The sequence below is a fragment of the Pseudomonas muyukensis genome (assembly GCF_019139535.1).
Lineage (GTDB): Bacteria > Pseudomonadota > Gammaproteobacteria > Pseudomonadales > Pseudomonadaceae > Aquipseudomonas > Aquipseudomonas muyukensis.
Window position 1 is genome coordinate 2,260,721 of sequence record NZ_CP077073.1, and the last position, 12,969, is coordinate 2,273,689.

Below are 12,969 nucleotides of genomic sequence, written 5' to 3' on the forward strand. Positions count from 1 at the left end.
ACCACCGGCATTGACGGACAATGCGCGTTTTGCGCGGGCAGGTGGCGGGATGGCGACGGAGCGGGAAGAGCGGCTGCTGGCACGGGTCGAGGATGCCTTTGGCGTCATCAGCGTGTACGAGGTGGAGGACTATCGCTTCCTCGAGTTCGGCGACGCCATCGAGCAGAGCTGCACCTTCACCGCCGACCCCAGCTGGCTGGAGTACGACTATACCCGCGCCATGCTGGTCGGCGCGCTGTGCCATGCGCAGCCGGAGAGCGCGTTGTTCCTGGGCCTTGGCGCCGGCACCCTGACCCAGGCGTGCCTGAAGTTCCTGGCGTTGGAGGACGTCGAGGCCATCGAGCTGCGCCCGGATGTGCCGCGCCTGGCCATGGAGTTCATGGGCCTGGACGACGACCCTCGGCTGTACGTGCGGGTGGGCGATGCCCTGGAACTGCTGCCCACGGCCGAGAAGGCCGATTTGCTGTTCGTCGACCTGTATACCGACCATGGCCCTGGGGTCGGGCACCTGGCCTGGGGGTTCCTGGAGCGCTGCCAGCAGCAGCTCAACCCCGGTGGCTGGCTGGTGATCAACCAGTGGGCCGGCGACGATGGCCGGCCGCTGGGGGCGGCGTTGCTGCGAGGCCTGTATCACCGGCATTACTGGGAGTTGCCGGTGAAGGAGGGCAATGTGATCCTGCTGGTGCCGGCGGACCTGGAGCAGACGCTGGATATCGATGCCGTGCGGGCGCGGGCCGCAGCGCTGGCGCCGCAGTTGGGGTATTCGCTGGAGTACCTGATCAAGGCCATCCGCCCGGCGACCTGATGAGCCGGCGGCTGACGCAGCCCTGTAGGCGCGGCCTTGTGTCGCGAAAGGGCCGCAAGGCGGCCCCGGCGATCTTGAGGTGGGCACGCATCCCGGGGCCGCCTTGCGGCCCTTTCGCGACACAAGGCCGCTCCTATAGGGAAACGATTCAGCCTGGATCCAATATGGGGCTGCATTCTATAAATATTTCTCACGGTTCATGGCGAATTCGGGTATAGTACGCGCCGGTCTTTTAGCGGACCTCAAAATCAGGTGGTGCAAATCCTCCGAATCCAGCTTCGGCTGCATGTCCGCTAGGCGGACCCTCTCACACGTTTCTTTTTCAATCGTTTTCGCAAATCCCCGCCGCCAAAGCTGCCTGGGTGACCTTCGGGTCTTTCAAGGCATGTGCAGCTTTGGAGCATGGGTCTTTGCGGATGCACCTAGAGGCAGACCCATGACCCAGGAAACCGGCGGATTCGCCGCTCTCGATCTCAACCCGAATATCGTTGCTGCCGTCCTGGCTACCGGCTATGAAGAGCCGTCGGCCATCCAGCAACAGTCGATCCCGATCATCCTCGCCGGTCACGACATGATCGGCCAGGCGCAGACTGGCACCGGCAAGACCGCTGCCTTCGCCCTGCCGATCCTCAACAAGATCGACGTGAGCAAGCGCGAACCGCAAGCCCTGATCCTGGCGCCAACCCGTGAGTTGGCGCTGCAAGTAGCCACCGCATTCGAAACCTACGCCAAGCAGATGCCCGGCGTGAACGTGGTGGCTGTGTACGGTGGTGCCCCGATGGGCCCACAGCTGCGTGCCATTCGCAATGGCGCACAGATCGTCGTCGCTACCCCGGGCCGCCTGTGCGACCACCTGCGCCGTGACGAAAAAGTCCTGTCCACCGTTCAGTACCTGGTACTCGACGAAGCGGACGAAATGCTCAAGCTCGGCTTCATGGACGACCTGGAAGTCATCTTCAAGGCCATCCCCGAGTCGCGCCAGACCGTGCTGTTCTCCGCCACCCTGCCGTCGTCGATCCGTTCGATCGCCGAGCGTCACCTGCGCGAGCCCAAGCACGTCAAGATCCAGAGCAAGACCCAGACCGTCACCGCGATCGACCAGGCTCACCTGATGGTCCACGCCGACCAGAAGATCCCGGCCGTGCTGCGCCTGCTGGAAGTCGAAGAGTTCGACGCGCTGATCGCCTTCGTGCGTACCAAGCAAGCCACCCTGGACCTGGCCGCTGCCCTGGAAGCCAAGGGCTACAAGGCTGCCGCGCTGAATGGCGACATCGCCCAGAACCAGCGTGAGCGGGTGATCGACTCGCTCAAGGATGGCCGCCTGGACATCGTCGTCGCCACCGACGTCGCTGCCCGTGGCCTGGACGTGCCGCGTATTACCCACGTGTTCAACGTCGACATGCCGTACGATCCAGAGTCCTACGTGCACCGTATCGGCCGTACTGGCCGTGCCGGTCGCGAAGGCCGTGCACTGCTGCTGGTCACCCCGCGTGAGCGCCGCATGCTGCAGGTCATCGAGCGTGTGACTGGGCAGAAGGTCGCCGAAGCCCGCCTGCCGAACGCCCAGGCCGTGCTGGACGCGCGCATCAAGAAGCTGACCAACAGCCTGGCGCCGCTGGTGGCCGACGCAGAGGCCAGCCATGGCGATCTGCTCGACCGTCTGACCGAAGCCCTGGGTTGCAGCCCGCGCGCCCTGGCCTCGGCCCTGCTGCGCAAGGCCACCAACGGCCAGGCGCTGGACTTGGCCTCGGTTGAGCGTGAGCAGCCGCTGGTGCCGACCTACACCCCGCGTGAGCGTGGCGAGCGTACCGAGCGCGCCGAGCGTCCAGACCGTGGTGATCGCGAGCGTCGTGCGCCGATGCCGCTGGCCGAAGGCCGCGTGCGTTGCCGTACCGCCCTGGGTGCCCGTGACGGCATCGCGGCCAAGAACCTGCTGGGGGCGATCCTCAACGAAGGTGGCCTGGCCCGTGACGCCATCGGTCGCATTCAGGTGCGCGACAGCTTCAGCCTGATCGAGCTGCCGGAAGAAGGCCTGGAGCGTCTGCTGTCCAAGCTCAAGGACACCCGCGTGGCCGGCAAGCAGCTCAAGCTGCGCCGCTACCGCGAGGACTGATCCTTACGCGGCAACGAAAAATCCCCGGCCTTGGTCGGGGATTTTTTTTGTCTGCCTATCTACCGGCCATGCTCCCCGCCTATAGGAGCGGCCTTGCCGAGGCGTCGGACCGGTCGGAAAGGGGTGCAACGCGCCCCCGGCAATCTTCAGTCGAACCGATAGATATCCATCCCCAGCGCCCCCAGGGTAAACCCCTGGTGCGCGATCCCAAACCGCTCACCCGCCCCCATGGCGAAGTACAGCGGCAACAGGTGCTCGTCACTGGGGTGGTTGCGCGCGGCGAACGGTGCCTGCCGGCGATAGTCCAGCAGCGCTTGCTCGTCCCCCGCCTTTAGCCGCTCCACCACCCAGTCGCGAAACGCCAGCGCCCAGGGTTCGGCCGCATCCGGCCCGGCATGCCAGTCCAGCTCGCCCAGGTTGTGGGTGATGCTGCCCGAGCCGACCAGCAGGATGCCGTCCTCGCGCAGCGCCGACAGCGCCTGGCCAACCTCCAATTGCAGGGCAGGGCCCGCCTGGCTGGGCAGCGACACCTGGACGACCGGGATATCGGCCGCTGGATACATCAGCGATAGCGGTACCCAGGCGCCGTGGTCGAATGGCCGCAGCGCATCCAGCCGCGCGCCCAGGCGTTCGGCGACCCGCCGGGCCAGTTCTGGCGCGCCGGGCGCCGGGTAGTGCACGGCGTACAGGGCCGGTGGAAAACCATGGAAGTCGTGCCAGGTCTGCGGCTGCGGATTGCTCATCACCAGTAGCTCGCGACTCTCCCAGTGCGCCGACACCACCACGATCGCTTTCGGGCGCGACAGGGCGCGGGCCAGCTCGGCCAGGGCCGGGCCACTGGCGCCAGGTTGCAGGGCGAGCATGGGGGAGCCGTGGGAAATGAACAGGCTGGGCAGCATGGTGGGATCCTGAGCGGTAAGATGCTTCATCTTCGGTCAGGCAACGATCGAGATCCAATATAAGTTTTCACAGGCTTTTATCGAAAAACCAGGAGGAAGCATGGAGCCAGCGTTCTGGCACAAACGGTGGGCGGACAACCAGATCGGCTTTCACCAACCTCAGGTGAACCCATATCTGCAGGCGCATTGGCCGGCATTGGGGCTCGCCCCCGGCGCGCGGGTACTGGTGCCTTTGTGCGGCAAGAGCCTGGACATGCTCTGGTTGGCCGCGCAGGGGTATCGGGTGTTGGGGGTGGAGCTGTCGCGGCGCGCGGTAGCGGATTTCTTCAACGAGCATGGCTTGCAGGTGCAACTGGCGCAGCACGGGGCGTTCGAGATCTGGCGCAGCGATGAGCTGGAGATCTGCTGCGGGGATGTATTCGCCTTGGGTGCCGAGGACCTTGCCGATTGCGCCGGGGTCTACGACCGCGCGGCCTTGATTGCGCTGCCGGCTGGGATGCGCGAGCGGTACATGACGTTGCTGGGCGAGAAATTGCCGATGGCCTGTCGCGGGCTGCTGGTGACTCTGGATTACGACCAGGCATTGATCGACGGGCCGCCGTTTTCGGTGGCGGATGCCGAAGTGCGAGCAGGCTTTGCCGGATGGCAGGTCGACGAGGTCGAAGGGCGGGAAATTCTCGATCAGAGCCCGAAGTTTCTGCAAGCAGGCGTTGAAAGCCTGGTTGAGCGCGTCTATCGGCTACGGCGCTGAGCTGGCTTCGACCCTGTAGGAGCCGGCTTGTCGGCGAACACCGGCATGGCCGGTGCCATCCTCCGCGGCGCCTGGTTCGCCAGCAAGCTGGCTCCTACAGGTATTGCAGGCCGGGCGAAAAAAAGGGCGACCGAAGTCGCCCTTTCCTGTTGCTGCCTGGATCAGCCGCGGCGACGCAGCGCGTCGATGCGGTCTTCCAGCGGCGGGTGGCTCATCAGCAGGCCGGCCAGGCCGTGCTTGAGGCCGCCATTGATACCGAAGGCCTTCATGGTGTCGGGCATGTGCACCGGCAGGCCTTGCTCCGAGCGCAGGCGCTGCAGGGCGCCGATCATCGCGTTGGTGCCGGCCAGGTGGGCGCCGGCTTCGTCGGCGCGGAACTCGCGGCGGCGCGAGTACCACATGACGATGATGCTGGCGAGGATGCCCAGGACCAGCTCGGCGACGATGGTCGCGACGAAATAGGCGATGCCGTGGCCTTCTTCGTTCTTGAAGATCACCCGGTCGACGAAGTTGCCGATGATGCGGGCGAAGAACATCACGAAGGTGTTCACCACGCCTTGCACCAGGGCCATGGTGACCATGTCGCCGTTGGCCACGTGGCCGATCTCGTGGGCCAGCACCGCGCGCACCTCGTCGGGCGAGAAGCGCTCGAGCAGGCCCTGGGACACGGCCACCAGGGCGTCGTTGCGGTTCCAGCCGGTGGCGAAGGCGTTGGCCTCGTAGGCCGGGAAGATACCCACCTCGGGCATCTTGATGCCGGCTTCGCGGGACAGCTCCTCGACGGTCTGCAGCAGCCACTGCTCGTGACGGGTGCGGGGCTGGCTGATGATCTGGGTGCCAGTGGTCATCTTCGCCATCCACTTGGAGATGAACAGCGAGACCAGCGAACCCGCAAAACCGAACACGGCGCAGAAGACCAGCAGCTGGCTGAGGTTGAGGTCAACCCCGTTGGCTGCCATGAACCCGTTGAAGCCGAACAGGCTCAGGGTAATGCTTGCAACCAGCACCACCGCGAGGTTGGTGGCTACAAACAACAGAATGCGCATCATGGTTGTTACGTTCTCCTGACGGATGAGTTCGTTGCGTACTGCGGGGTATATAAGGGGGAGACCACGCCGATTCAACCGGGCGACTATTTCAAACTGTGTACGCGGGGAAGTATGGCAGAGGATGGCGCAGGGGCTGTGGGGCAGAGCGTTGCAGGATGTAAAGGTGCCGTTGGGTGTTCGGCGTAGGAGCCTTGTCGGCGAACATCGGCGTCACCGGTAACCTGCACCGTGGCGCCTGGTTCGCCAGCAAGGCTGGCTCCTACGGGTTTGAGGCAGGTGACGAGCGTTGTAGGAGCCGGCCTTGCCGGCGAACACCGGCCCACCCACACCGTGTCGTCTGCTTCGCCAGCAAGGCTCCTACGGTTGGCCCTGGCGCTTACTGCGAATAGGTGCGCAGGAAGTTGCCGATCCGGCCAATGGCCTGTTCCAGGTCATCCACCCGCGGCAGGGTGACCACGCGGAAGTGGTCCGGCCATGGCCAGTTGAACGCCGTGCCCTGGACGATCAGCAGTTTCTCCGACAGCAGCAGGTCGAGGGCGAACTTCTCGTCGTTGAGGATCGGGCAGACCTTCGGGTCGATGCGCGGGAAGGCATACAGCGCGCCCATCGGCTTCACGCAGCTGACCCCGGGGATGTCGTTGAGCAGCTCGTAGGTGCGGTTGCGCTGCTCCAGCAGGCGGCCCGGCGGCAGCACCAGGTCGTTGATGCTCTGGTAGCCGCCCAGCGCGGTCTGGATCGCGTGCTGGGCCGGCACGTTGGCGCACAGGCGCATGTTGGCCAGCATGTCGATGCCTTCGATGTAGCTCTGGGCGTGGTGCTTGGGCCCGGAGATGATCAGCCAGCCGGAGCGGAAGCCGGCCACCCGGTACGACTTGGACAGGCCGTTGAAGGTCAGGCACAGCAGGTCCGGAGCCAGCGACGCGGTGCTGATGTGCACGGCCTCGTCGTAGAGGATCTTGTCGTAGATCTCGTCGGAGAACACCACCAGGTTGTGCTGGCGCGCCAGTTCCAGCATGCCTTGCAGCAGCTCGCGGGAGTACACCGCGCCGGTCGGGTTGTTCGGGTTGATGATCACCAGGGCCTTGGTGTTCGGGGTGATCTTGGCCTTGATGTCGTCAAGGTCGGGGAACCAGTCGGCCTGCTCGTCGCACAGATAGTGCACCGGCTTGCCGCCGGCCAGGCTCACCGCGGCCGTCCACAGCGGGTAGTCGGGCGCCGGGATCAGCACTTCGTCGCCGTTGTTTAGCAACGCCTGCATCGACATCACGATCAGCTCGGACACGCCGTTGCCCAGGTAGATGTCCTCGATGGTGACGCCTTCGATTTCCTTTTGCTGGCAGTACTGCATCACTGCCTTGCGCGCGCTGAACAGGCCCTTGGAGTCGCTGTAGCCCTGGGCGGTCGGCAGGTTGCGGATGACGTCCTGGAGGATCTCGTCCGGCGCCTCGAAACCAAACGGCGCCGGGTTGCCGATATTCAGCTTGAGGATGCGGTGGCCTTCCTCCTCCAGGCGTTTGGCGTGCTTGAGCACGGGGCCGCGAATGTCATAGCAGACATTGGCGAGCTTGTTCGATTTGCTGAACTGCATGATGAGATCCCGAGTGAGAATACGCGCCGCCCTCTATCGAAAGGTTTGAAAGGGCGGGAAGCGGGTGCCAGACTTGCTGCCTTGCACACGAAGCCAACTAATATACGTGCCACCCGCGCCAGGGAAAAGCCAGCGCGAGGTGAAATTCAGCCTGCCGAGGTCCCATCATGCAAAAGTTCGAGAAAACCCTGGACGAATGGCGCGCCATGCTCGACCCGGCCCAGTACCAGGTGTGCCGGCTCAAGGGCACCGAGCGGCCGTTCAGCGGCAAGTACAACAGCGAGCGCCGCGACGGCATCTACCATTGCATCTGCTGCAACCTGGCGCTGTTCGACGCCAAGGCCAAGTTCGATTCCGGCTGCGGCTGGCCGAGTTTCTACGAGCCCATCGAGGCCGCCGCGATGATCGAGATCCGCGACACCTCCCACGGCATGATCCGCACTGAAGTCACCTGCGCCCAGTGCGACGCCCACCTCGGCCATGTGTTCCCCGACGGCCCGCCGCCGACCGGGCTGCGCTACTGCATCAACTCGGTGTGCCTGGATCTCAAACCCCGCGACTGACGGAGCGCCAACCATGGCCGATGCACTGCTGGACATCCCCTGTGTCACCCTGGGCGGCGAGCACAAGAAGCTCGGCGATTTCCCCGGCAAGGCGCTGCTGGTGGTCAACACCGCCAGCCAGTGCGGCTTCACTCCCCAGTACAAGGGCCTGGAGCGCCTGTGGCAGGCCTACCGCGAGCAGGGCCTGGTGGTGCTGGGCTTCCCCTGCAACCAGTTCGGCAAGCAGGAGCCGGGCGATGCCCGCGAGATTGCGCAGTTCTGCGAGGCCAATTTCGGCGTGAGCTTCCCGCTGTTTCGCAAGGTCGAGGTCAATGGCCCCGGCGCTCATCCGCTGTTCGCCGAGCTCAAGCGTCGGGCCCCGGGGCTGCTGGGCACGCAGAAGATCAAGTGGAACTTCACCAAGTTCCTGGTCGACCCGGCCAGCGGCCAGGTCACTCGCTTCGCCCCGACCACCAAGCCAGAAGCGCTGAAGTCGGCGATCGAGCCTCTGCTCAGCCGCTGAGCGGCACCCAGTGGTCGATCAGCGCCAGTAGCTCCTCGCGGCGAAACGGCTTGGCCAGGTAGTCGTTCATGCCCGCGGCGCGGCAGCGTTCGCGCTCCTCGGGCATGGCATTGGCGGTCAACGCGACGATCGGCAGCTCTGGCCAGCGCCCGCCCTGGCGGATGCGCCGGCTGGCCTCGTAGCCGTCCATCACCGGCATGTTGCAGTCCATCAGCACCAGGTCGAAATCCTCCTCTTCCAGGCGCTCCAGGGCCTCGCCGCCATGGGCGGCGACCTGCACCTGGCAGCCGAGCTTGCCGAGCATGCCCTTGGCCACCAGCTGGTTCACCGGGTTGTCTTCCACCAGCAGCACCCGCGCGCGGCGCTCCAGGGTCGCCGGCACCTCGTGGGGCAGGGGCGCGCTGGGCTCGCCCAGCAGGGTGCGGCGCAGCGTCTGGTACAGGGCGTTGCGCGCCAGGGGCCGGGCCAGCTGGTGCAGCGGCGCCAGTTGCGTGGCCTGCTCGCTGGGCAGGAAGTTGCCGTAGGCGGTCACCAGCAGGATTGGCGCTTGGATGGTCGGACGCAGGTCGAGCACATGGTCGAGGTCGTCGGTGATCAGCAGGTCGACCGTGCTGCCGGCCAGTTCGGCGGCCTTGTCATGCCGGGCGTAGTCCAGTCCCCAGCGCGGCAGCAATTGCCCGAGCAGTTCGGCCAGGCCGCTGCCGGCGTTGCCCAGGGCCACCACGCGCCCGGTCAGCGGCGCTGGCGGGATGGCCTCGGTGTGGGCGGGCAGGGGCAGGTCGGCGCTGAAGCGGCTGCCAAAACCGGTTTCGGAATGGATGGTCAGGTGGCCCTGCATGGCCTTGCACAGGTTGCGCGTCAGGGCCAGGCCCAGGCCGGTGCCGCCGTATTGGCGGGTGATGCCGGCGCCGGCCTGGGTGAAGGGCTGGAAGATGCGCGCCTGGGCCTCTTCGGGGATGCCGATGCCCGTGTCGCAGACCTGCAGGCGCACGCCGCCGACAATGCACGACAGGCGCAGGTCGACGCGGCCGAAGCGGGTGAACTTGAGGGCGTTGGACAGCAGGTTGCTGACGATCTGGCGGACCCGCGTCGGGTCGCCGAGCACCGTGCTGGGGAAGTCCGGGGCGATCAGGCAGGTCAGCTCGACGCTGGGCGCGGCATTTTGCGACAGCAGGTTGGCGGTGTCCTCGACCATCGCCCCGAGGTCGAAGGCAATGCGCTCGAGCTCCAGTTGCCCGGCGTCGAACTTGGACAGGTCGAGGATATCGTTGAGCAACTCCACCAGCACCTTGCCCGAGTCGTGGGCGATCGACAGCTGCTGGCGCTGTTCGGCGGCCAGGCCGCTGTCCAGGGCCAGGGCGATCATGCCGAGCATGCCGTTGAGCGGGGTGCGGATCTCGTGGCTCATGTTGGCCAGGAATGCCGCGCGGGCCTGGGCCATGTCCAGGGCGCGCTGGCGGGCCTCGTCCAGTTCCTGGTTGGACAGGCTCAGGCGGCTGTTGCTGGCCTTGAGTTCGTCGGTGCGCGCCGAGACGATGTCTTCCAGCTCGTTGAGGTACTGGGTCAGGCGGTTCTCGGCGCTGCGCCGTTGCTGGATCTCGGTGGCCATGCTGACGAACTGTTGGTTGGCGACCCGCACCAGCACGCCGATCTCGTCGTTCTCGTGGCCCTTGGGGCAGTCGACGCGGGTGTGCCGCGGGGTGCGCGCGTCGTTGCCGCTGAGCGCGCCAATCACCGTGACCAGGGGTTTGGTCAGCATCAGGTAGAACAGCCCCAGGAGGATGCCGGTGAGCACCAGGCTGCGGGCAAAACCGTTGACCAGGGTGACCCCGGCGCGGTCGAGAAAGCGCCCGCCGAAGGCATAGGTGTCGACGTCCAGGTACAGGGTGCCGAGGTATTCCTTGGGCATGTGGGCGAGGAACAGGCGGTCGCGGAACTGGCGCTGCTCGCCGAACAGGAAGTCCGACAGCGGCCGGTAGCGGCTTTCCAGGCGTGGCCGCTGGACATCGGCCAGCACCGTGTCGTTGTTGTCGATCAGTTGCGCGCGGATCACCGCCGGCGATTGCAGCAGGCCGCCGGTGAGCTCCTGGGCGAGCTCGGTGTCGATGTTGTAGGCGATGCGCGAGGCCGTGTCGTGGCTGATCTTCATCAACGCCTGAATTTCACGGTTGATGGACGCGTCTTCGCTGGCATAATCGATGCCGATCTGGATGAGACTGAGCAATGTTCCCAGGATGAAGCCGACCAGGACTGTCAACCGGGCTTGCTTGTATGACAGGCGATTGGTGAACTTGATATCCATGGGTCCCAAGCCGGTTACTTGCTCCGTGCGCTGCGCAAGCATAGCCGATCAGCCCTGGCTGCTGGCGGGTCTGTCTGTTCATTTCAGTTGAGCATGAATCAAGGGGCGCTGCGCGCGCCCAGACAAACCACTAGGAGTCGTCATGGACGCCCGACTTATCGCTTTTCTCGACCGCGCCGAATCCGTGCTTGCGCGTCTCGAACCCCTGTTGCCCGCGCAACGCCCGAACATCGACTGGGGCCATACCCTGGCCGCCCGCTGGCAGCGCGATGGCCGCAGTGGCTACCTGATGCCGCTGGAGGTCAGCCTGGATATTCGCCTGTCCGACCTGATCGGCGTCGACCAGCAGCGCGACCAACTGGGCCGCAACACCCACCAGTTCATCAATGGCCTGCCGGCCAACCACGCCTTGCTGTGGGGCTCGCGTGGCACCGGCAAGTCGTCGCTGGTGCGCGCGCTGCTGGCCGAACACGCAGGCCAGGGCCTGCGCCTGATCGAGATCGAGCGCGACCACCTGGCCGACCTGCCGCGGGTGGTCGAGCAGCTGCAAAAGCTCGAGCAGCGTTTCATCCTGTTTTGCGACGACTTGTCGTTCGAGGCCGGGGAGGGCGACTACCGGGTGCTCAAGAGCGTGCTCGACGGCTCGCTGGAGCAGGCCCCGGACAACGTGCTGCTGTATGCCACCTCCAACCGTCGCCACCTGGTGCCGGAGAAACAGAGCGACAACGAAAACTGGAAGATGGTCGACGGCGAGCTGCACCCCAACGAGGCGGTGGAGGACAAGATCGCCCTGTCCGACCGCTTCGGCCTGTGGCTGTCGTTCTATCCGTTCTCCCAGGAGCACTTCCTCAACGTGGTCGAGCACTGGATCGGCCAACTGGCGCGCCCGGCCGGGCTGCGCTGGCAGCGTGACGAGGCGCTGGACATCCTCGCCGTGCGCTGGGCGACCGGCCGCGGTAACCGTAATGGCCGTTGTGCCTATCAGTTCGCCCGCTATTGGGTCGGGCTGCAATTGCTGGAGCAGAAATAAATGATCGACCTCAATGCCAGTGGCCAGGGCCTCGATGGCTACGACCTGCTGGCTGCGCAAGTGCGGGCGCTGTTTGCCGACGAGCGCGACTTCATCGCCAATGCCGCGCAGTTCTCGGCGTTGCTGTTCAGCCAGGTCGAGGACCTGAACTGGGCGGGGTTCTACCTCAATCGCAACGAGGAGCTGGTGCTCGGCCCGTTCCAGGGCCAGGTGGCATGTGTGCGCATTCCGTTCGGCCGGGGCGTGTGCGGTGCCGCGGCGGCCACCCGGCAAACCCAGCGGGTCGAGGATGTGCATGCCTTCCCCGGGCACATCGCTTGCGACAGCGCGTCCAACAGCGAACTGGTGATCCCGCTGGTGAAGGCCGGCAGGCTGATTGGCGTGCTTGATCTGGACAGCCCGAAACTGGCGCGTTTCAGCGAGGTCGACCAGGCCGGGCTGGAGCGGTTGGTCGAGGTGTTCCTCGCGTTGAGCGACTGCTGAAAATGAAGAAGGGGCCTGCAAAGGCCCCTTTCTTTTCGTTTGCTCCTGTTCGCCGGCTTGCCGGCGAACAGGCCTTGGCCTGGATCGATCAATCGTAGATGACCTTCTTCTTCCAGGTCTCGTCCTCGTCGGTCTTCAAACCCTGGGTCAGCGCGTTCTGGTCGTTCTCCGCCGGCTCCATCTGGTCCAGCACCTGGGCGTTGGCGCGATTCAGCAGTTTCTCCAGGTAAGTCAGCTGCTCTTCATACTGCTTGGGCTCGGGCTGCTTGCGCAGGTATTGCACGCCCCGCTCGAAGGCCAGGCGTGCCTGGCCCGGCTGGTTCTGCTGCAGGGCCTGCTGGCCCAGGTTGTTGAAGAACTCGATGTGCAGCAGCACCAGGATATGGCGGATCTCCTTGACCCAGTACTTGCCTTCGTTGGTGGCCAGGAAGCCTTCCTGGGTGGCGCGCACGATCTGGTTGTGCAGCAGCTCCAGCAGGAAGCGCACATCCTTGGCCTTGGCTTCGGTATGGATAGGCGAGGGCGGGTTGTTCACCGGGATGCGCTCGGCCTGGCCGATCAGCCCCTCGAGCTCGGCGATGCGCGCCTTGAGGTCGCCGCTGTGCTTGTCCAGTGCCAGCTGGCGCTGGTTGAGGTTCAGCTCCAGGCGGGTCAGCAGCAGCTTGAGGGCCGGGGTCATGAACTGGCCCGGGAAGGTTTCGGTGATCTCGCCACAGCGGCGCAGGCGATCGGCGAGTTCGACTTTCAAGCGTGCGCGCTCGAGCTTGCTGTTCTCGACCACGTTGTTGAGGTAGCCGATCACGATCAGTAGTGCGATGCCCGCCACGATAAGCAGGGTGATCAGAAGTGGTGTCACCGTTAACGCCTCATGAAGAAGTTTTGCA

12 protein-coding genes are annotated in these 12,969 nt (G+C 65.2%); 7 read left to right on the top strand and 5 right to left on the bottom strand.

Going from position 1 to position 12,969, the window contains the following annotated elements; translation table 11 throughout:
* Window positions 1–49: 49 nt before the first annotated feature.
* Together KSS95_RS10190 and KSS95_RS10195 are read left to right on the top strand one after the other, a co-directional pair.
* Window positions 50–805: a spermidine synthase gene (locus KSS95_RS10190; RefSeq protein WP_217853550.1), complete on the top strand. Its 756-nt coding sequence runs from the start codon at window positions 50–52 to the stop codon at window positions 803–805.
* 436 nt (window positions 806–1,241) lie between these two features.
* Window positions 1,242–2,918: a DEAD/DEAH box helicase gene (locus KSS95_RS10195; protein ID WP_217853551.1), complete on the top strand. Its 1,677-nt coding sequence runs from the start codon at window positions 1,242–1,244 to the stop codon at window positions 2,916–2,918.
* A gap of 146 nt (window positions 2,919–3,064) precedes the next feature.
* Here KSS95_RS10195 and KSS95_RS10200 read toward each other — a convergent pair whose 3' ends face one another.
* Window positions 3,065–3,817, bottom strand: a complete 753-nt coding sequence (locus KSS95_RS10200; protein WP_217853552.1) for a DODA-type extradiol aromatic ring-opening family dioxygenase — start codon at window positions 3,815–3,817, stop codon at window positions 3,065–3,067.
* Window positions 3,818–3,917: 100 nt separating this feature from the next.
* On the opposite strand from KSS95_RS10200, the gene KSS95_RS10205 reads away from it, so the two are divergent.
* Entirely contained in the window at window positions 3,918–4,568 is a 651-nt protein-coding gene (locus tag KSS95_RS10205; protein WP_217853553.1) for a thiopurine S-methyltransferase, read from the top strand.
* A 161-nt stretch (window positions 4,569–4,729) separates the two neighbouring features.
* On the opposite strand, the gene htpX is transcribed toward KSS95_RS10205, so the two are convergent.
* A complete protein-coding gene (htpX, locus tag KSS95_RS10210; protein ID WP_134693086.1) occupies window positions 4,730–5,617 on the bottom strand; it encodes a protease HtpX in 888 nt (295 codons plus the stop codon).
* A gap of 376 nt (window positions 5,618–5,993) precedes the next feature.
* Entirely contained in the window at window positions 5,994–7,205 is a 1,212-nt protein-coding gene (locus KSS95_RS10215) for a pyridoxal phosphate-dependent aminotransferase (protein WP_134693087.1), read from the bottom strand.
* A gap of 167 nt (window positions 7,206–7,372) precedes the next feature.
* Here KSS95_RS10215 and msrB point away from each other — a divergent pair, with 167 nt between their 5' ends.
* Both msrB and KSS95_RS10225 read left to right on the top strand, forming a co-directional pair.
* Entirely contained in the window at window positions 7,373–7,768 is a 396-nt protein-coding gene (gene msrB, locus KSS95_RS10220) for a peptide-methionine (R)-S-oxide reductase MsrB (protein WP_217853554.1), read from the top strand.
* Window positions 7,769–7,781: 13 nt separating this feature from the next.
* Window positions 7,782–8,270 (top strand): glutathione peroxidase, encoded by a 489-nt coding sequence (locus KSS95_RS10225; RefSeq protein ID WP_217853555.1) that lies wholly within the window; start codon window positions 7,782–7,784, stop codon window positions 8,268–8,270.
* Here KSS95_RS10225 and KSS95_RS10230 read toward each other — a convergent pair.
* Window positions 8,260–10,614, bottom strand: coding sequence for a response regulator (locus KSS95_RS10230; RefSeq protein WP_217853556.1), 2,355 nt, complete (start codon window positions 10,612–10,614; stop codon window positions 8,260–8,262). The two genes, KSS95_RS10225 and KSS95_RS10230, sit on opposite strands and share 11 nt — an antisense overlap.
* 100 nt (window positions 10,615–10,714) lie before the next feature.
* On the opposite strand from KSS95_RS10230, the gene KSS95_RS10235 reads away from it, so the two are divergent.
* Together KSS95_RS10235 and KSS95_RS10240 are read left to right on the top strand one after the other, a co-directional pair.
* The gene (locus KSS95_RS10235) at window positions 10,715–11,602 is read left to right on the top strand and encodes an ATP-binding protein (RefSeq protein WP_217853557.1); all 888 of its coding nucleotides are present in this window, start codon (window positions 10,715–10,717) and stop codon (window positions 11,600–11,602) included.
* Window positions 11,603–12,085, top strand: a complete 483-nt coding sequence (locus KSS95_RS10240) for a GAF domain-containing protein (RefSeq protein ID WP_217853558.1) — start codon at window positions 11,603–11,605, stop codon at window positions 12,083–12,085. It abuts the gene before it with no gap.
* An 88-nt stretch (window positions 12,086–12,173) separates the two neighbouring features.
* On the opposite strand, the gene KSS95_RS10245 is transcribed toward KSS95_RS10240, so the two are convergent.
* Window positions 12,174–12,941, bottom strand: coding sequence for a hypothetical protein (locus KSS95_RS10245; RefSeq protein ID WP_217853559.1), 768 nt, complete (start codon window positions 12,939–12,941; stop codon window positions 12,174–12,176).
* Window positions 12,942–12,969: the final 28 nt, after the last annotated feature.

Bases quoted from the DNA above. Each gene is read 5' to 3' on its own strand.
- msrB (WP_217853554.1), top strand. From the start codon at position 7,373: ATGCAAAAGTTCGAGAAAACCCTGGACGAATGGCGCGCCATGCTCGAC.
- KSS95_RS10230 (WP_217853556.1), bottom strand. From the start codon at position 10,614: ATGCTTGCGCAGCGCACGGAGCAAGTAACCGGCTTGGGACCCATGGAT.
- KSS95_RS10240 (WP_217853558.1), top strand. From the start codon at position 11,603: ATGATCGACCTCAATGCCAGTGGCCAGGGCCTCGATGGCTACGACCTG.
- KSS95_RS10215 (WP_134693087.1), bottom strand. From the start codon at position 7,205: ATGCAGTTCAGCAAATCGAACAAGCTCGCCAATGTCTGCTATGACATT.
- KSS95_RS10205 (WP_217853553.1), top strand. From the start codon at position 3,918: ATGGAGCCAGCGTTCTGGCACAAACGGTGGGCGGACAACCAGATCGGC.
- KSS95_RS10200 (WP_217853552.1), bottom strand. From the start codon at position 3,817: ATGCTGCCCAGCCTGTTCATTTCCCACGGCTCCCCCATGCTCGCCCTG.
- htpX (WP_134693086.1), bottom strand. From the start codon at position 5,617: ATGATGCGCATTCTGTTGTTTGTAGCCACCAACCTCGCGGTGGTGCTG.
- KSS95_RS10195 (WP_217853551.1), top strand. From the start codon at position 1,242: ATGACCCAGGAAACCGGCGGATTCGCCGCTCTCGATCTCAACCCGAAT.
- KSS95_RS10190 (WP_217853550.1), top strand. From the start codon at position 50: ATGGCGACGGAGCGGGAAGAGCGGCTGCTGGCACGGGTCGAGGATGCC.
- KSS95_RS10225 (WP_217853555.1), top strand. From the start codon at position 7,782: ATGGCCGATGCACTGCTGGACATCCCCTGTGTCACCCTGGGCGGCGAG.
- KSS95_RS10235 (WP_217853557.1), top strand. From the start codon at position 10,715: ATGGACGCCCGACTTATCGCTTTTCTCGACCGCGCCGAATCCGTGCTT.